We start from the raw sequence: 16,609 nt of genomic DNA, 5'->3' as shown, positions 1-16,609 counted from the left end.
GGCGGCAAAAACGTTATGGTCGGCGCCCCATCCTGGTGCCTGGTCCATGCGTTATCTACTGTTCGTCACCGTCCTCTGGGCGTTCTCCTTCAACCTGATCGGCGAGTACCTCGCCGGCCAGGTCGACAGCTACTTCGCCGTGCTTACCCGGGTCCTTCTCGCTGGCCTGGTGTTTCTCCCGCTGACCCGCTGGCGCGGCGTCGAACCGCGTTTCGTCGGCGGGGTGATGCTGGTCGGCGCGCTGCAGTTCGGCATCACCTACGTCTGCCTGTACCTGAGCTTCAACGTGCTGACGGTGCCCGAGGTTCTGCTGTTCACCGTGCTGACGCCGGTCCACGTGGCCCTGTTCGACGACCTGCTCAACCGCCGCTTCAACTTCTGGGCCCTGGCCGCCGCGCTGGTGGCGGTGCTGGGCGCGGCGATCATCCGCTACGACGGGATCACCGGCGAGTTCCTCCAGGGCTTCCTGCTGCTGCAACTGGCCAACGCCACCTTCGCCGCCGGCCAGGTGCTGTACAAGCGCCTGGTGCGCAAGTACCCGTCCGAGCTGCCGCAGCGCCAGCGCTTCGGTTATTTCTTCGTTGGCGCGCTGCTGGTGGCGTTGCCTGCCTGGCTGCTGTTCGGCGATCCGCAGCGCCTGCCGGCCGGCGAGCTGCAATGGGGCGTACTGGTATGGATGGGGCTGCTGGCCACCGCCCTCGGCCAGTTCTGGTGGAACAAGGGCGCCACCGAGGTGGACGCCGGTACCCTGGCGGTGATGAACAACCTGCACGTGCCGGTCGGGTTGCTGCTCAACCTGCTGATCTGGAACCAGCACGCCGACCTGCCGCGCCTGGCCCTGGGCGGCGCGGTGATCGTCGCTTCGCTGTGGGTCAACCGGCTCGGCCGGCGCGAGGTGCGTGCATGAGGATTTCCGGACAGGGCGTGCTGCTGTCGCTGGCCGCCTCGGTGCTGTTCGTTACCCTGCCGGGCTACGTCCACCTGCTGGAGCCGCTGGACAGCCTGCAGGTGGTGGCGCATCGGGTGGTCTGGTCGATCCCGATGGTATTCCTGCTGGTCGTCGCCACCCGCCAGTGGCCGACCCTGCGCGCCGCCTGGCGCCGGCTGTTCGCCGAGCCCTGGCTGCTGGCCTGCTTCCCGCTGACCGCGGCGATGATGCTGCTGCAATGGGGCATCTTCATCTGGGCGCCGTTGGCCGGGAAGACCCTTGAACTGTCGCTGGGCTACTTCCTCCTGCCGCTGGCGATGGTGCTGGTGGGGCGGGTGTTCTACGGCGAGCGCCTGACGCCGCTGCAGGCTATCGCCGTGGCCTGCGCGCTGGCCGGGGTGCTCCACGAGTTCTGGCTGACCCGCGCGTTCTCCTGGGTCTCCCTGGTCACCGCGCTGGGCTATCCCCCGTACTTCATGCTGCGGCGCAGGATGGGCGTGGACGCGCTGTCCGGGTTCGTCTTCGAGATGCTCTTCCTGCTGCCGCTGGCGCTGGCCGCGCTGTACTGGCTGGGCGACGAGAGCCAGGCCTTCCGCGAGGCGCCACGCCTGTGGCTGTTGCTGCCGATGCTGGGGCTGATCAGCGCGCTGGCCTTCGGCGCGATGATGGCTTCCAGCCGACTGCTGCCGATGGGGCTGTTCGGGATTCTCAGCTACGTCGAACCGGTGCTGCTGTTCCTGGTGGCGGTACTGTTCCTCGGCGAGGCGTTCCGTCCCGAGCAGCTATGGACCTACGCGCCGATCTGGCTGGCGGTGCTGTTGACCGGCTGGGACAGCGCACGCCTGCTGAGGAAACAGGCGCGGCGGGGCATCTGAGCGAGCCGCAGGCGCCGGAATCAGCGCTTGCGGGTGCTTTCGACCTGGGCGAGGGTGGTCGGCAGGATGCGCTTGCCGGCCAGGTAGTGGCGTTTCCAGTAGCTGCTGTTGAGGTCGGAGACGCGGACCTTCTTGCCGCGCCGCGGCGCGTGCACGAAGCGGTCGTTGCCGACGTAGATGCCGACGTGGTCGACGCTGCGGCTGCGGATCCGGAAGAACACCAGGTCGCCCGGTTGCAGCTTGCCGCGGGAGACCTTGTTGTTGTCCATGTTGTAGATGGCGCGGGCGGTCCGCGGCAGGTCGACGTCATCGACGTCCTGGAACACATAGTTGACCAGGCCGCTGCAATCGAAGCCTTTCTTCGGCGTGGTGCCGCCCCAGCGGTAGGGGGTGCCGATCATGCTGAAGGCGCGGTCGGTGACTTCGGAAGCGGCGGCCGCGACCACCGAGCGGTTGGCGGACTGGCGGGTGCTGACGACCCGGCTGGGCGACAGGGTGGAATTCTTCGACGGCTTGAAGGTGTGGGTGACCTGGTTGGAAGCCAGGCTGGGCGTCGAGAGGGCGGCCAGAAGGGCCGCGAAGCCTACAGACAGGCATGTCAAAAAGGGTGAACGCATTTCGGCATGTCTTCGCGTGCGTGAATAACGGTCCAGGCTTCCGCTGGTTCGTGGTTACTCTCTGTTCATCGGAGTGTCTTCTGGGTGACCGGAACGAGCCCTCCTGACTCTTCCGACCAGGCCGTCAAACGAAACGGCCAACTGCTTCCGGGCCTGGATGCATTCAGGTTGTCCCGGCGATAACGGGCTTCACGAAGGAAAATCGGGGACTCATCGGCGTTCCCAGCGTATTCCCCTACGAAAGCGGCGGCTATTGTGACCTATTTTGACGCCAGCCTTCTGACCATTCGTCGAATGATCGGTTCCGGATGTGACGCGCCGGTTTCGCCGTGCAAGTGGCGATACTTGCGGGTCCGGCAATGACCTGTTGTTCGCCGTGGCCTTGGAAAGCCTCTGCGCCGGGGGTATGTTCGTGGTCCCCGTACCCGAGTGAAGCCCGTAGAAGCGAGTCCAGATATGACCGAAACAGCCAAGCGTCCCTTGTACGTTCCCCATGCCGGCCCATCGCTGCTGGAGATGCCGCTGCTGAACAAAGGCAGCGCGTTCAGTACCCAGGAACGCATCGATTTCAACCTGCAGGGCCTGCTGCCGCACAACATCGAGACCATCGAGGAGCAGACCGAGCGCGCCTACAGCCAGTACAACCTGTGCAACACCGATCTGGACCGCCACATCTTCCTGCGCTCGATCCAGGACAACAACGAGACCCTGTTCTTCCGCCTGCTCGAGGAGCACCTGGAAGAAATGATGCCGATCATCTACACCCCCACGGTCGGCCAGGCCTGCCAGGAGTTCTCGAAGATCTACCGGACCCACCGCGGCCTGTTCATCTCCTACCCGGACCGCGAGCGGATCGACGACATCCTGCGCAGCGCCACCAAGAACAACGTGAAGATCGTGGTGGTCACCGACAGCGAGCGGATCCTCGGCCTCGGCGACCAGGGCATCGGCGGGATGGGCATCCCTATCGGCAAGCTGTCGCTGTACACCGCCTGCGGCGGTATCAGCCCGGCCTACACCCTGCCGGTGGTGCTGGACGTCGGCACCAACAACCCGGACCTGCTCAACGACCCGATGTACATGGGCTGGCGCCACGAGCGGGTGAGCGGGGCGCAGTACGAGGAGTTCGTCGACCTGTTCATCCAGGCGATCAAGCGCCGCTGGCCCAACGTCCTGCTGCAATTCGAGGACTTCGCCCAGACCAATGCCATGCCGTTGCTGGAGCGCTACAAGGACGAGCTGTGCTGCTTCAACGACGACATCCAGGGCACCGCCGCGGTGGCCGTGGGCACCCTGCTGGCGGCTTGCAAGGCCAAGGGCGAGAAGCTCAGCGAGCAGACCGTGACCTTCGTCGGCGCCGGCTCCGCCGGTTGCGGCATCGCCGAACAGATCATCGCCGCCATGCAACTGGAGGGCCTGGACGAGGCCCAGGCGCGTCGGCGCATCTTCATGGTCGACCGCTGGGGCCTGCTCACCGACGACATGAGCAACCTGCTCGACTTCCAGCACCGCCTGGCGCAGAAGCGCGCCGATCTCGGTGCCTGGGGCGGCCAGCAGGGCGACGACCTGGCGTTGCTGGAAGTGATCCGCAATGCCCGGCCGACGGTGCTGATCGGCGTCTCCGGGCAGCGCGGGCTGTTTTCCGAAGAGGTCATCCGCGAGCTGCACAGCCATTGCAAGCAGCCGCTGGTGATGCCGCTGTCCAACCCGACCTCGCGGGTCGAGGCGACTCCGCAGGAAATCCTCAACTGGACCGACGGCCAGGCGCTGGTCGCCACCGGTAGCCCGTTCCAACCGGTGCAGGTGGGCGACAAGCGGATTCCCATCGCCCAGTGCAACAACGCCTATATCTTCCCCGGCATCGGCCTGGGGGTGATCGCCGCGCGGGCCAACCGGGTCACCGAAGGCATGCTGATGGCCGCGGCCAACGCCCTGGCCAACTGCTCGCCGATCGTTACCCGGGGCGAGGGCGCCGTGTTGCCGGCGCTGGGTGACATCCGCGAGGTCAGCAAGCGCATCGCCGTCGCCGTGGCCAAGCAGGCCCAGGCCGAGGGCAAGGCCCTGCATACCAGCGACGAGGTATTGAACGACGCCATCGAGGCGAACTTCTGGTTCCCGCGCTACCGTGCCTACCGCCGGACTTCGTTCTGAGGCTTAGCCGCAGGCTGCGCACAAGGGAGAGGCGTTAACCGCCGATATTCCGCGCGATCGGTGCGAGAACGCGAAAAGGCCACCCCGAGGTGGCCTTTTTCGTTGACGGTAGCGCTAGCGCTCAGCGCACATGATCGGGGCGCGTCCGGTGTTCGGCCTGGGTTTCCGGGTTTTCCGCCGCGCGCCGCGCCAGGGCCGGCAGGACATGATCGCGCAGCAGCGGCGCGAGATTGTCCGGCTGCGCTTGGCCGGGGACCAGCCAGGCCAGTTCCTCCAGCTCCGCCCGCGCACAGACGGCGTGGGGCAGGCGGGCGACGTAGATATCGGCATCGACGCGGGTGTTCGCCTCGTTGGCCGCCGGCGCCTGGAAGCTGCCGAGGTGCTCGAAGGTCGAGGCGCCCATCGGCAGGCGCAGTTCCTCCAGCAGTTCACGCTGTAGCGCGGCGAGGGGCGTTTCGCCCGGCTCGCGCTTGCCGCCCGGGAGCATGAAGGCCTGGGTGCCGCGCTTGCGCACCAGCAGCAGGTTGCCCTGGTCGTCGAACAGGCAGGCGGCGGAAATGCTCAGCAGGTTGTCGGTCATTGCGGGTCGTCCTCGGCGATCACCTGGTAGCGCATCTGTACGATGCCGCTGTTGTAGCCATGTTGTTCCAGCAGTTGCAGGCGCCGCTCGCGGCCGCCGGCGAACAGCGGGATGCCGGCGCCGAGCAGCTGCGGAATGACGCTGACGATCACCTCGTCGAGCAGCCCGGCCGCCAGGCAACTACCGGCGAGGCTGCCGCCGCCGGCCAGCCAGATCCGCCGGCAGCCCTGTTCGCCGAGGCGCGCGAGGCCTTCCTGGGGTGTGACGTGGCGCAACTCGACGCCTTCCGCTGCGCTTTCCTGCGGGTTGCGGGTGAGTACCTGGCAGGGTTTGCCCGAATACGGCCAGTCGCCGAAGCCGCGCACGATATCGTAGGTGCCGCGGCCCATCAGCAGGCCGTCGATGCCCTGGTAGAAGCTCTTGTAGCCGTGGTCGTTGCCGCCCTCGGCGAAACGGTCGAGCCAGTCGACGCTGCCGTCGGGGCGGGCGATGAAACCGTCCAGGCTGGCGGCGACGTAGTAGGTCAGGTGCGGTTTCATGGACGGTTTTCCTCGGTTCAGGCGGTGGCTTCGTCGCTGCGGCTCGGCGCGGCCAGCGCCTCGAACGAGCGGGCCCCGGCGTCACGCCCTTCGAGCATGCCTTGCAGCCCCTGGCGCAGGTCCTGGCCGCTGGGCTGCTGGTAGGCGCCGAGGCCGAACTCCGGCATCACCGCCAGCAGGTAGTCGAACACGTCGCCCTGGATGCGCTCGTAGTCGACCCAGGCGGTGGTGCGGGTGAAGCAGTATATCTCCAGCGGGATGCCCTGGGCGGTCGGCTGCAACTGGCGGACCATGCAGGTCATGTGCGGATGGATGTCCGGATGGTTCTGCAGGTAGGCGAGGGCGTAGGCGCGGAACGTACCGATGTTGGTCAGCCGGCGGCGGTTGGCGGCCAGCGGGGCGACCCCGCCGTTGGCGGCATTCCACTCCTGCAACTCGGTCTGCTTGCGGGCCATGTATTCGGTGAGCAGGCGCACCTGGCTCAGGCGCCGCTCTTCCTTCTCGTCGAGGAAACGCACCTGGCTGGAGTCGACGTAGATTGCCCGCTTGATCCGCCGTCCGCCGGACTGCTGCATGCCGCGCCAGTTCTTGAACGACTCCGACATCAGGCGCCAGGTCGGCACCGAGACGATGGTCTTGTCGAAGTTCTGCACCTTCACGGTGTACAGGGTGATGTCCACCACGTCGCCGTCGGCGCCGACCTGCGGCATCTCGATCCAGTCGCCGACCCGCAGCATGTCGTTGCTGGTGAGCTGCACGCTGGCGACGAAGGACATCAGGGTGTCCTTGTAGACCAGCAGGAGGACCGCCGACATCGCGCCGAGGCCGGACAGCAGCAGGAGCGGCGAGCGGTCGATGATGATCGAGACGATGATGATCGCGCCGAACACGAACACGGCGATCTTCGCCAGTTGCACGTAGCCCTTGATCGAACGGGTGCGGGCGTGCTCGGTACGCGCGTAGATGTCCAGCAGGGCATTCAGCAGCGCGGTGAGGGCGAGGATCAGGAACAGCACGGTGAAGGCCAGTGCCAGGTTGCCGAGGAAGTGCGCGGCCTTGTCCGGCATCTCCGGGATCCACGGCAGGCCGAATTGCACCAGCAGCGAGGGCGTGGTCTGCGCCAGGCGCTGGAACACCTTGTTGCGGATCAGGTCGCCGAGCCAGTGCAGCGCGGGCTGGCGGGCGAGCAGGTTGGCGGCGTAGAGGACGATGTAGCGGGCCACCCGGCCGAGGATCAGGGCGCCCACCAGCAGCAGGCCGAAGGCCAGGCCGGCGTGCAGGATAGGGTGTTGGTCGAGCGCCGACCAGTACCCGGAGAGCTGGTCGAGAAGGGATGTGGAGTCCATGGACAGGCGACTTCCTTTGTTGCGGGCGGGGGGACGGGCCGGCCCCGCGGTTGAACGGAGATCCCGACGCGGGGGCCGGGAACGCACAAAGGAACCAAGAGTGCCCCATCGGGCGCCGGATCGCATCCCCGACGTGTCTACAAAGGTTTTCCGCCGACGCGCGGGCTCAGCCGGCAAGCTCCTCCAGGGTGCGCCCGCGGGTCTCGATGCCGAAGGCCCAGACCACCAGGGCGGCGACGCCGAAACAGAGGGCGCCGAGGGTGAACACCCCGCCCTGGCCGGTGAGCGGCAGGACCAGCCCGGTGACCAGCGGGCCGAGCAGCGAGCCGATCCGCCCGACCGCCGAGGCGAAGCCCGAGCCGGTGGCGCGCGCGGAGGTCGGATAGAGCTCCGGCGTATAGGTGTAGAGCACCGCCCACATGCCGAACAGGAAGAACTGCATGGCCAGGCCGAAGCCGATCAGCAGCGCCAGGCTGCCGCCGAACACCGCGGTCTGGCCGTAGGCGTAGGCCATCGCGCCGCCGCCGAGGAGCATCAGCACGCAGCTCGGCTTGCGGCCCCAGCTTTCCACCAGCCAGGCCGCGCAGAGGAAGCCGGGTATCCCGGCCAGAGAGATCAGCACCGTGTAGTACACCGACTGGGTGACGGCGAAGCCGGATTGCTGGAGCAGCGCGCTGAGCCAGGAGGTCAGGCCGTAGAAACCGAGCAGGGCGAAGAACCACAGGCCCCAGACGGTCAGGGTGCGGCGCCGGTAGGCTGGCGACCAGAGTTCGGCGAAGGCGCTGAAGAAGCCCGGACGGCTGCGTTCCCGCTGCGGCTGGCGCAGCGGCGGCGGCAGCTCGGTCAGGCCCAGCGAACGCATCACCCGTGCTTCTATGTCGCGCAATACCCGGTCCGCCTGTTCGCGCCGGCCGGCCTGCTCCAGCCAGCGCGGCGACTCGGGAATCAGGAAGCGGATGGCGAGGACGAACACCGCCGGCAGCGCCAGCACCAGGAAAATGCTGCGCCAGCCGGTCAGCGGCAGGAGGAAGTAGGACAGGCAGCCGGCGGCGACGAAGCCCAGCGGCCAGAAGCCGTCCATCAGCGCAATGTACTTGCCGCGGCGGCTGGCCGGGATCATCTCCGACAGCAGCGACTGGGCGATGGGAAACTCCATCCCCATGCCGATCCCCAGCAATACCCGGTAGAAGGTCAGGCTGCCGAGGTCGCCGGCGGTGGAGCACAGGTAGCTGGCCAGGCCCCAGAGCACGATGCTGGCCTGGAATACCGGCTTGCGCCCGAAGCGGTCGGCGAGCATGCCCGACAGGGCCGCGCCGATCACCATGCCGAAGAAGCTCGAGCTGGCCAGCAGCCCGGCCTGCGCCGAGTCGAGCCCGAACTCGGCTTTGATCGAGCCGAGCAGGAAGGTCATCATCGCCAGGTCCATCGAGTCGAAGAAGAACGCCAGCGCGATGATCACGAAGATCAGTCGGTGATACGGACTCAGCGGCAGCCGTTCGAGGCGTTCGGCGGCGGATGCGGGCGCGTCGGGCATGATCTGGTTCCTCTGGGCGACGGGCGTCGAACGAGTCTGCGATCGCCGCCCGCGCCGCGCTTGCCTGGCGGCGACCCGGCGTCGAGCCGATTGCGACGCCGGCGCTGGCCGTCGCGCCGCGCGAATAAAGCCTGCGCGCCGGCGCGGCAACCGTTAGGCTATGCACCTGTCCATTTTCACGTGCAATGCCGAGGTCTCCCTTGTTCAGCCAATTTCCCCTCCACGAACGCCTGCTGAAGGCACTGGAAAGCCTGTCCTTCAGCGAGCCGACGCCGGTCCAGGCCGCGGCCATTCCCAAGGCGCTGGAGGGGCACGACCTGCGGGTCACGGCACAGACCGGCAGCGGCAAGACCGCGGCCTTCCTGCTGCCGCTGCTGCACCGCCTGCTGGCCGAGGACAAGCCGCGCTCCCTGGCGCGCGCGCTGATCCTCCTGCCGACCCGCGAGCTGGCCCAGCAGACCCTCAAGGAAGTCGAGCGCTTCGCCCAGTTCACCTTCATCAAGGCCTGCCTGATCACTGGCGGCGAGGACTTCAAGGTGCAGGGCGCGCGCCTGCGCAAGAACCCGGAGATCATCATCGGCACCCCCGGCCGCCTGCTCGAGCAGCGCAACGCCGGCAACCTGCCGTTGCAGGACATCGAGGTGCTGGTGCTGGACGAGGCCGACCGCATGCTCGACATGGGCTTCGCCGACGACGTGCTGGCCCTGGCCAACGCCTGCCCGGCCGAGCGCCAGACCCTGCTGTTCTCCGCCACCCACAGCGGCGCCGGGTTGAACAAGGTGATCGCCGAGGTGCTGCGCGAGCCGCAAGTGCTGCGCCTGAACCAGGTCGGCGAGCTGAACGAGAACGTCCGCCAGCAGGTCATCACCGCCGACGACGTGGCGCACAAGGAACAGTTGCTGCAATGGCTGCTGAGCAACGAGACCTACACCAAGGCCATCGTCTTCACCAACACCCGGGTCTCCGCCGATCGCCTGACCGGGCGGCTGATCGCCAACCAGCACAAGGTCTTCGTCCTGCATGGCGAGAAGGACCAGAAGGACCGCAAGCTGGCCATCGAGCGCCTGAAGCAGGGCGCGGTGAAGATCCTCGTCGCCACCGACGTCGCCGCACGCGGCCTGGACGTCGAAGGCCTGGACCTGGTGATCAACTTCGACATGCCGCGCAGCGGCGACGAGTACGTGCACCGCATCGGCCGCACCGGTCGCGCCGGCGCCGAGGGCCTGGCGATCTCGCTGATCTGCCATGGCGACTGGAACCTGATGTCGAGCGTCGAACGCTACCTCAAGCAGAACTTCGAACGACGCAACATCAAGGAACTGAAGGCCGCCTACCAGGGGCCGAAGAAACTCAAGGCGTCGGGCAAGGCCGCCGGCAGCAAGAAGAAAAAGCAGGACAGGAAGGGCGCCGCCGCCAAGCCCGCGGCCAAGCGCAAGCCCGCCGCGCGGCCGAAGGCCGGGCCGTCGGCGGTGGTCAGCGCCGACGGCATGGCGCCGCTCAAGCGCAAGAAGCCGACGGTGGAGTGATCGCGCCGGCGTTGGATTGCGGATAACGCCGCTGGCGCTGTCCGCCCCGAGGGACTGCCAGGCCCCGTTCTCAACTCCCCGCCGTCGCGCCCGCCTCGTCGTTGGCCGGCGGCGTGGCGCTCTTCACCAGCGGCGTATCGTAGCTGCTGGCCTCGTAGCTCACGCAATGGCGGATCTGCGGCGGACCGTCGCCGGCATGCAGGGCGGTGACGTTGTCGATGACGATCTTGTCGGCCAGGGTCATGCGGTCGAGCATGCGCAGGTGCTGGATCCAGTTGTCCACCAGGAACAGTTCCTGCCAGACCTCCGGGTTGCTCACGTCGCGGAACAGCGACCAGCGCTCCGCGCCGTTGCGCAGGCGCAGGCGGCGCAGCGGCTGGGCGGCGCGAACGAAGTCGCGGGTGCGCTCGGCGGGAATCCGGTATTCGATGGAGACCAGCACCATGCCCCGCCGCGTGTTGAAGACGAAGCTCGGCTGCCCGGGCATGCTCGCCGGCGCGCGGGAAATACTGGCGGCGTCCATTTCCGGCAGGCGCGAGTTGTACAGGAGGATCACCGAGGCCAGCAGCAGGCAGCCGGCGGCCAGCAGCGCACCGTGCACGGTCATGGTCTCGGCGAGATGGCCCCAGAGGAACGAACCCAGCGCCAGGCCACCGTACAGCGCGGTCTGGTACAGCGCCAGGGCGCGCGCCTTGATCCAGTCGGGGACGAGGATCTGCACCGCCGAGTTGTAGGTGGCGAGGGCGCCGATCCAGCAGCCGCCGCCGAGGATCAGCACCGGGAACAGGACCCAGAGGTTGTCTACCAGGCCGAGGGTCAGCAGGATCAGCGCCAGGGTGAAGCCGGCCAGGCTGATCAGCCGGCTGCTGCCGATCCGCTGGCGCAGGCGCGAGACCTGGGTGCTGCCGAGGATCGCGCCGAGGCCGAGGGCGCCGAGCATGTAGCCGTAGATCGCCGCGTCGCCGTCCGGGTTGCGGTGCGCCAGCAGCGGCAGCAGGGCCCAGACCGCGCTGGCGGAGAGGCCGAAGGCGAAGGAGCGCATCATCACCAGGCGGGTGACGGTTGAGTACTGGGTGAAGCGCAGCGCCGCGGTGACGCCTTCGAGGATGCCTTCCGGCGGCAGGCTGCGCTTGGGCACCTCGCGCCGCCACTGCCAGATCGCCCAGATCAGGGCCATGTAGCAGAAGCTGTTGAACAGGAACACCCAGGCCGGTCCCACCGCGCTCAGCAACAGGCCGCCGAGGGCCGGGCCGGCGGCGCGGGCGACGTTGTAGTTGACGCTGTTGAGCAGCACCGCGTCGCTGACCATGCGCGCCGGCACCTGCTCGTTGACCGCCGCCTGCCAGGCCGGGATGGTCACCGAGCCGCCGAGGGAGATCCAGAGGATGGAGATGATCAGCAGCACCGGGTCGAGGTAGCCGAGGAAGGCCAGCAGGGTGGCGAACATCGCTCCGGTCATCTCGAAGCTGAGCCCCCAGAGCATGATCTTGCGCCGGTCGTGGTTGTCGGCGATGACCCCGGAGAGGATCGACAGCAGCACCAGCGGCAGCGCCGCGGCGACCTGGATCATCGCCACCATCAGCGGGCTGGCGTGGGCGTCGGTGACCACCCAGGCGGCGGCCACCGACTGGGCCCAGGTGCCGAGGTTGGCGAACAGGTTGCAGATCCAGATGATGCGGAAGGCCTGGATCGAGAACGGCGCCCAGGTGCCGGTGCGTTCTGGCTTGGCCGCTTGGCCTTCGGGTTTGAGGGGCAGGTCGTGCTTGGGCGAAACGGACTGGAGCATCAGATGGGTGCCTTGTATCAGCGTGCCTGATGTCGGGAAAGTCTAGCCGCCTGGCGCCTGGGCGCCATTGATGGCGGTCATGGGGCCGGCCCGGCGTGGATAGACATTGGTCCGATGGCGCTATCGGAGAGTTCCGATGTCCAGGCAGGACAGTGCCCTGGGTGTCCCGCATTGGTAGGCTTGCCGGCACCGAGTCGAGACAAGAGCGAAAAGCCGATGAAGTTGCTGTTGCGTTGCCTGCTGCTGGGGGCGTGGGTCGTCTCGCCGAGCCTGTGGGCCTGGTCCAACCATACGGTGGGCAGCTACCTGGCATTACGCGAGCTGGCGGCCATCCGCGAGGCGCCGGAAGTCGAGGTGGAGCCGCTGGAGGCGTTCCTCGCCGCCGAGCGCGGCGGACTGGCCGCCCTGCTGGACGAGCAGGAGGCCTACGCCCGTGCGCATATCGGCAACTACCCGGCGCGTCCGGACGCCCTGCGCTTCGCCGCCGACGGCGAGGCCGGCGACTTGCGCCAGGCGTTCCTCGCGGCGCTGCGGGTCAACCCGGAGATCCGCCTGGCGCTGGCGATCCAGCCGCTTCCCGGGCAGGACCAGCCGCAGCGCCCGCACCTCAAGCCACAGGAGGTGCTGGTGTTCCAGAACCTCTCGCCGTGGACCGCCTGGCGTTTCATCCGCCTGGAGCCCGGCGAGCGAGTCGCGCCCCTGGCAGTGCTGGCCACCGCCGCCGACGAACCGGACTACGGCCACGACATCAACCTGTTCAGCGACAACCCCGGCGAGGCCGGCCAGCGCTACGGCTTCGGCACCCAGCCATTCGGCGACCCGCGCTTCGAGTTCAGCTCCCAGGCGCCGTTCCACATGGGCTTCTACCACGAGGCGGCGGTGATCTACAGCGGCGCGCCGTTCCTCGCCCGGGCCTGGCCGGAATGGCGCGCCTACCAGTACTTCGGCCTGTCCCGCTTCGCCTTCGCCAGCGGTCATCCCTACTGGGGCTACCGGTTCCTTGGCTGGGGCATGCACTACATCCAGGACATCACCCAGCCCTACCACTCCACGCCGCTGCCCGGTGCCAGCCTGGCGGCGATGCTACAGATGGAGGGCAAGGCATTGCTCGGCTACCCGGAGGAAAAGCAGGCGGCCATCGAGCGTGTCGCGAACCGCCATACCGCGGTGGAGAAATACCAGTTCGACTGGCTGCGCCAACTGCTCCGCGACGGCCGCCCGCAGCCGATGCTCGACGCCTACGCCGACACCCGCCGCGACGGTGCCTATCCGGCCTATTCGCCGACCTACTTGCGTGAGGTGGTGGCCGCCGAGTCGAACGCCCACGCCGCGGCCTTCGACGCCGCCATCGGCGAATGGCTGGCCGCCCGCCCGGCCTCCGCCGCGCAGGACTTCAGCGAGAGCAACCAGCCACGCCCCGAGGCCCACGACAATGCGGTGCTGAACGCGCAACTGATCGAGCTGATCGGGCATTTCGGCGTGCATAGCCGGAACATCGCTAGGGCGGCGTTGGAGACGGAGGAGGGTGGGGCGAAGGAGTGAGGGGGCGGGCGGATAACCGCGAGCGGTTATTCGCCCTACGGAGCGGGGGCGCTTTCCGGCGTTTCCGGGGTGTGCAGGGCGGCGAACCCGCCCCGCCAGGCGGGTCGATGCCGCGACTCAGTCGCGCAACAGCTCCGCAGGCACCTCGCTGCGCAACATCAACTGGCACTGCTGGCTCTCCGGGTCGAACAGGATCACCGCCTCGCCCCGCCGCAAGGCATGCCGGGCGCGTTCTACACGCACGTCCAGCGGGGTCTCGTCGCCATTGTCGGTGCCTTCGCGGGTGACGAAGTCTTCCAGCAGGTTGTTCAGGGTGTCGGCTTCGAGCAGGTCGTGGGGGATCAGCATGGCGGTACTCCGGTATGGCGGCGAATGCTAGCGCGACGCATCGCGTACTGTCATGCCTGTCGCGAAGGCTGGCCGAGCAGGCGTTCGAGGGTGGCATAGAGTTCCGCCCGGTCCACCGGCTTGCCGAGGTAGGCGTCCATGCCGGCCTCGATTCCGGCCCGGCGGTGTTCGTCGAGGATGTGCGCGGTCAGGGCGACGATCGGGACGCGCGGCCAGCCCTGGGCACGCTCCTCCCGGCGGATCAGGCGGGTCGCCTCGAAGCCGTCCATTTCCGGCATCTCGCCATCCATCAGGATCAACTGGATGCCGTTCGGGTCGCGCAGGTACTCGTCCAGTGCGAGCCGCCCGTTGCCGGCCAGGCGCACCGCGTAGCCGCGCTTGGCGAGGAAGCCGCGCACCACCAGCTGGTTCACCGGGTTGTCCTCGGCGACCAGGATGCATGGGGCGTCCAGGCGTTCGTCCGGGGCCGCCTCGCTGCTCCGCCCTGGCTGTCGGCGCCGCTCCCGGTACAGTTCCAGCAGGGCTTCGCGCAGGGCCTTCACCGCCACCGGCTGGGCCAGGGCCAGCAGGCGCAGGCCTTCGTGCGGCGGCAGGTCCTGGCAGTGCTGCGGCGGGCATAGCAGGAGGATGCGCTGGCCTTGCTCCAGTTGCGCATAGAGGGTGTCCAGCCAGATCGACGGCGGCCCCGGCCAGGGCGCCGCCAGGACCAGCAGGGGCGGTGCGCTGAAGTCCTCCAGGTAGGCGTTCAGCCGTCTCGGCTGCAGGCAGCGTTCGACCCGCAGCCCCCAACGCTCCAGCAATGCCTGCAGGCAGTCCAGGGTCAGGTTGTCCTCGCTGGCCAGCAGGGCCGGACGGTGTTGCAGCAGTTGCGCCAGTTCGTCCGCTTCGCCGGCGTCGAGGGCGGGGCTGAGCGGCAGGTCGACGCTGAACCGGGTGCCCTTGCCCGGCTCGCTGCTCACCTCGATGCGCCCGCCCATCATCTGCACCAGTTCGCGGCTGATCGCCAGGCCCAGGCCGCTGCCGCCGTAGCGGCGGGTGGTGCTGGAGTCGGCCTGGGAGAAGGATTCGAACAGGGTCTTCTGCGCCTGGGCGGATATCCCGATGCCGCTGTCGCTGACGCTGTACAGCAGGCGCTCGCGTCCGCCCTCGTCGAAGCGCCGCTGCACGCGCACGGCGACATGGCCTTCGGCGGTGAACTTGAGGGCATTGCTGAGCAGGTTCATCAGTACCTGGCGCAACCGCGTCGGGTCGCCGTTGAGGCGGCGCGGCACGCCCCTGTCCAGGCCGAGATGCAGGCGCAGGCGTTTTTCCACGGCCTGGGCGCTGAACAGCGCCAGGGTGTCGGAGAGCAGTTCCTCCAGGTCGAAGTCGATGCGCTCCAGGTGCAGCTTGCCGGACTCGATGCGAGCGTAGTCGAGGATATCGTTGATCACCGACATCAGCGCGCTGCCGGAGCTGGCGATGGTCTCCACGTAGGCCGCCTGGCCGCGATCCAGCGGGGTATCGCGGAGCAGTTGCAGCATGCCCAGCACGCCGTTCAGCGGGGTGCGAATCTCATGGCTCATCTTCGCCAGGAAGCGGCTCTTCGCCTCGTTCTCCACCCGCGCCTGCTCGGCCGCCTGGCGCGAGCGGAAGCCTTCCTCCTTGAGCGCATTGATGCGGTCGGCGAGGCCGATGGACAGGGTCACCAGTTCCACGGTCATGCCGATCTTGACCACGCTGCTGCCGAACAGGCCGAACAGTTCGAAGCCCAGCGAGGCGGCGGTGGTGACCAGGAACGACAGCAGCAGCGCGCCCCAGGCCAGGATGTAGTAGAGGCCGTAGCGCAGGCCCTGGCGCCAGACGTGGACGCCGGCCAGCAGCAGGCTGAGGGATACCAGCATCACCGTCAGGCTGGCGAGGACGTTCCAGGCGCGCAGCCCCACCAGCGGCTCGCTGGCCAACAGGACCACGCAGGCCAGCAGCAGGCCGCGGAGGAAGCGGTCGAGGCGCGGGAAGTCGCGGCGGGTGTAGAGGTAGCCGCGGCTGAACTGGATCGACACCAGGCAGCTCAGGTACATCAGCAGGTAGATGCCGGCCGACTCCAGCGCCACGTGTCCGGGCAGCAGCTTGAACAGCAGGCCGTCGAAGCTGGCGGAAAACAGGCCGAGGCTGAGGTTGTACAGCAGGTACCAGGCGTAGGTGGCCTCGCGCAGCGAGACGAAGAGGAACAGGTTGTAGCAGAACAACCCGAACAGCACCCCGTAGAAGGCCCCGTTGAAGCCCATCAGGGTTTCCTGGCTGGCCGCGCTGGCCGCGTAGGTGCTGAAGTACAGCGGCACGTAGACGGTGCTGCTGCTCTGCACGCGCAGCAGCAGGGTGCTCTCGCCGGGCGGCAGTCGCAGCGGGAACCAGAAGTTGCGCACCTGCACCGGGCGCTGGGAGAAGGCGAATAGGTCGCCGCTCTCCTGCTGTTCGATGCGCCCATCGGCGGTCAGCAGGTAGACCTTGAGGTCGTCCAGCAGCGGGTAGTTGACCTCCAGGAAACCGGCCAGGTCGGCGCCGTTGCGGTTGTCCAGGCGCACCCTGAACCACCAGGCTGCGGCGTTCTTGCCGAAGTTCGCGTGGTCGCCGCGCAGGGCGGCGAAGGCCTGCGCCGGCAAGGCGAGGATGTCGCCCAGGCGCGCCTTCCCGCCGGCGTCGCGGTAGTACTCGGCGTACTCGCCCAGGGACAGGCGCAGGTCCTCTCCGTCCAGCGGTGCGGGCGGCTGCGCCCGGGCCGGCAGCGCGCAGCAGAGCAACAGCAGGACCAGGCAGAGTCGAGACATGCAACTACTCCATGGACACGAGTCGGCACG

Annotated in this window: 13 protein-coding genes; 5 read left to right on the top strand and 8 right to left on the bottom strand. The window is 68.0% G+C overall.

From position 1 onward, the window contains the following. Positions 1-46: 46 nt before the first annotated feature. Together VQ065_RS23520 and rarD are read left to right on the top strand one after the other, a co-directional pair. Positions 47-907 carry a carboxylate/amino acid/amine transporter gene (locus tag VQ065_RS23520; protein ID WP_003092000.1) on the top strand — a complete coding sequence of 287 codons (861 nt, stop codon included), beginning with the start codon at positions 47-49 and terminating at the stop codon, positions 905-907. Next, positions 904-1,803 carry an EamA family transporter RarD gene (gene rarD / locus VQ065_RS23515; protein ID WP_003091995.1) on the top strand — a complete coding sequence of 300 codons (900 nt, stop codon included), beginning with the start codon at positions 904-906 and terminating at the stop codon, positions 1,801-1,803. Before VQ065_RS23520 ends, rarD begins: the two co-directional genes overlap by 4 nt. A gap of 20 nt (positions 1,804-1,823) precedes the next feature. Here rarD and VQ065_RS23510 read toward each other — a convergent pair whose 3' ends face one another. Continuing rightward, positions 1,824-2,420 (bottom strand): C40 family peptidase, encoded by a 597-nt coding sequence (locus tag VQ065_RS23510; RefSeq protein ID WP_003103763.1) that lies wholly within the window; start codon positions 2,418-2,420, stop codon positions 1,824-1,826. 456 nt (positions 2,421-2,876) lie between these two features. Here VQ065_RS23510 and VQ065_RS23505 point away from each other — a divergent pair, with 456 nt between their 5' ends. Beyond that, positions 2,877-4,571, top strand: coding sequence for an NAD-dependent malic enzyme (locus VQ065_RS23505; protein WP_003091987.1), 1,695 nt, complete (start codon positions 2,877-2,879; stop codon positions 4,569-4,571). 121 nt (positions 4,572-4,692) lie between these two features. Here the strand turns inward: VQ065_RS23505 and VQ065_RS23500 are convergent, their stop codons facing one another. The 4 genes from VQ065_RS23500 to VQ065_RS23485 all read right to left on the bottom strand — a co-directional run bounded on the left by VQ065_RS23500 (position 4,693) and on the right by VQ065_RS23485 (position 8,570). Then, positions 4,693-5,151, bottom strand: a complete 459-nt coding sequence (locus VQ065_RS23500; RefSeq protein WP_003091985.1) for an NUDIX hydrolase — start codon at positions 5,149-5,151, stop codon at positions 4,693-4,695. Continuing rightward, positions 5,148-5,690, bottom strand: coding sequence for a dihydrofolate reductase family protein (locus tag VQ065_RS23495; RefSeq protein ID WP_003091983.1), 543 nt, complete (start codon positions 5,688-5,690; stop codon positions 5,148-5,150). Before VQ065_RS23495 ends, VQ065_RS23500 begins: the two co-directional genes overlap by 4 nt. Before the next feature lie 17 nt (positions 5,691-5,707). After that, entirely contained in the window at positions 5,708-7,036 is a 1,329-nt protein-coding gene (locus VQ065_RS23490) for a mechanosensitive ion channel family protein (protein ID WP_003091979.1), read from the bottom strand. A gap of 166 nt (positions 7,037-7,202) precedes the next feature. Further along, positions 7,203-8,570, bottom strand: a complete 1,368-nt coding sequence (locus VQ065_RS23485) for an MFS transporter (RefSeq protein ID WP_003091973.1) — start codon at positions 8,568-8,570, stop codon at positions 7,203-7,205. Positions 8,571-8,755: 185 nt separating this feature from the next. Between VQ065_RS23485 and VQ065_RS23480 the strand changes: the two genes are divergently transcribed. After that, positions 8,756-10,096: a DEAD/DEAH box helicase gene (locus VQ065_RS23480; protein ID WP_023098467.1), complete on the top strand. Its 1,341-nt coding sequence runs from the start codon at positions 8,756-8,758 to the stop codon at positions 10,094-10,096. A 70-nt stretch (positions 10,097-10,166) separates the two neighbouring features. On the opposite strand, the gene VQ065_RS23475 is transcribed toward VQ065_RS23480, so the two are convergent. Beyond that, positions 10,167-11,882: an MFS transporter gene (locus VQ065_RS23475; RefSeq protein WP_003091965.1), complete on the bottom strand. Its 1,716-nt coding sequence runs from the start codon at positions 11,880-11,882 to the stop codon at positions 10,167-10,169. Between the two features lie 216 nt (positions 11,883-12,098). On the opposite strand from VQ065_RS23475, the gene VQ065_RS23470 reads away from it, so the two are divergent. Next, positions 12,099-13,424 carry a phospholipase gene (locus VQ065_RS23470; RefSeq protein WP_003091964.1) on the top strand — a complete coding sequence of 442 codons (1,326 nt, stop codon included), beginning with the start codon at positions 12,099-12,101 and terminating at the stop codon, positions 13,422-13,424. Positions 13,425-13,541: 117 nt separating this feature from the next. Here VQ065_RS23470 and VQ065_RS23465 read toward each other — a convergent pair whose 3' ends face one another. Further along, on the bottom strand, positions 13,542-13,772 hold the full coding sequence (locus VQ065_RS23465; RefSeq protein WP_003091959.1) for a YheU family protein: 231 nt from the start codon (positions 13,770-13,772) through the stop codon (positions 13,542-13,544). 50 nt (positions 13,773-13,822) lie between these two features. Continuing rightward, positions 13,823-16,579, bottom strand: coding sequence for a hybrid sensor histidine kinase/response regulator (locus tag VQ065_RS23460; RefSeq protein ID WP_003091954.1), 2,757 nt, complete (start codon positions 16,577-16,579; stop codon positions 13,823-13,825). Between the last annotated feature and the right edge of the window lie 30 nt (positions 16,580-16,609).

This window comes from Pseudomonas sp. KBN10P06128, assembly GCF_037574945.1.
GTDB lineage: Bacteria > Pseudomonadota > Gammaproteobacteria > Pseudomonadales > Pseudomonadaceae > Pseudomonas > Pseudomonas aeruginosa.
The sequence above is the reverse complement of the archived record's forward strand: the minus strand, read 5'-3'. Positions and strand labels throughout refer to the sequence as shown.

Excerpts from the sequence above, each read along its gene's own strand:
- VQ065_RS23520 (WP_003092000.1), top strand. The coding sequence starts at position 47 with ATGCGTTATCTACTGTTCGTCACCGTCCTCTGGGCGTTCTCCTTCAAC.
- rarD (WP_003091995.1), top strand. The coding sequence starts at position 904 with ATGAGGATTTCCGGACAGGGCGTGCTGCTGTCGCTGGCCGCCTCGGTG.
- VQ065_RS23510 (WP_003103763.1), bottom strand. The coding sequence starts at position 2,420 with ATGCGTTCACCCTTTTTGACATGCCTGTCTGTAGGCTTCGCGGCCCTT.
- VQ065_RS23505 (WP_003091987.1), top strand. The coding sequence starts at position 2,877 with ATGACCGAAACAGCCAAGCGTCCCTTGTACGTTCCCCATGCCGGCCCA.
- VQ065_RS23500 (WP_003091985.1), bottom strand. The coding sequence starts at position 5,151 with ATGACCGACAACCTGCTGAGCATTTCCGCCGCCTGCCTGTTCGACGAC.
- VQ065_RS23495 (WP_003091983.1), bottom strand. The coding sequence starts at position 5,690 with ATGAAACCGCACCTGACCTACTACGTCGCCGCCAGCCTGGACGGTTTC.
- VQ065_RS23490 (WP_003091979.1), bottom strand. The coding sequence starts at position 7,036 with ATGGACTCCACATCCCTTCTCGACCAGCTCTCCGGGTACTGGTCGGCG.
- VQ065_RS23485 (WP_003091973.1), bottom strand. The coding sequence starts at position 8,570 with ATGCCCGACGCGCCCGCATCCGCCGCCGAACGCCTCGAACGGCTGCCG.
- VQ065_RS23480 (WP_023098467.1), top strand. The coding sequence starts at position 8,756 with ATGCCGAGGTCTCCCTTGTTCAGCCAATTTCCCCTCCACGAACGCCTG.
- VQ065_RS23475 (WP_003091965.1), bottom strand. The coding sequence starts at position 11,882 with ATGCTCCAGTCCGTTTCGCCCAAGCACGACCTGCCCCTCAAACCCGAA.
- VQ065_RS23470 (WP_003091964.1), top strand. The coding sequence starts at position 12,099 with ATGAAGTTGCTGTTGCGTTGCCTGCTGCTGGGGGCGTGGGTCGTCTCG.
- VQ065_RS23465 (WP_003091959.1), bottom strand. The coding sequence starts at position 13,772 with ATGCTGATCCCCCACGACCTGCTCGAAGCCGACACCCTGAACAACCTG.
- VQ065_RS23460 (WP_003091954.1), bottom strand. The coding sequence starts at position 16,579 with ATGTCTCGACTCTGCCTGGTCCTGCTGTTGCTCTGCTGCGCGCTGCCG.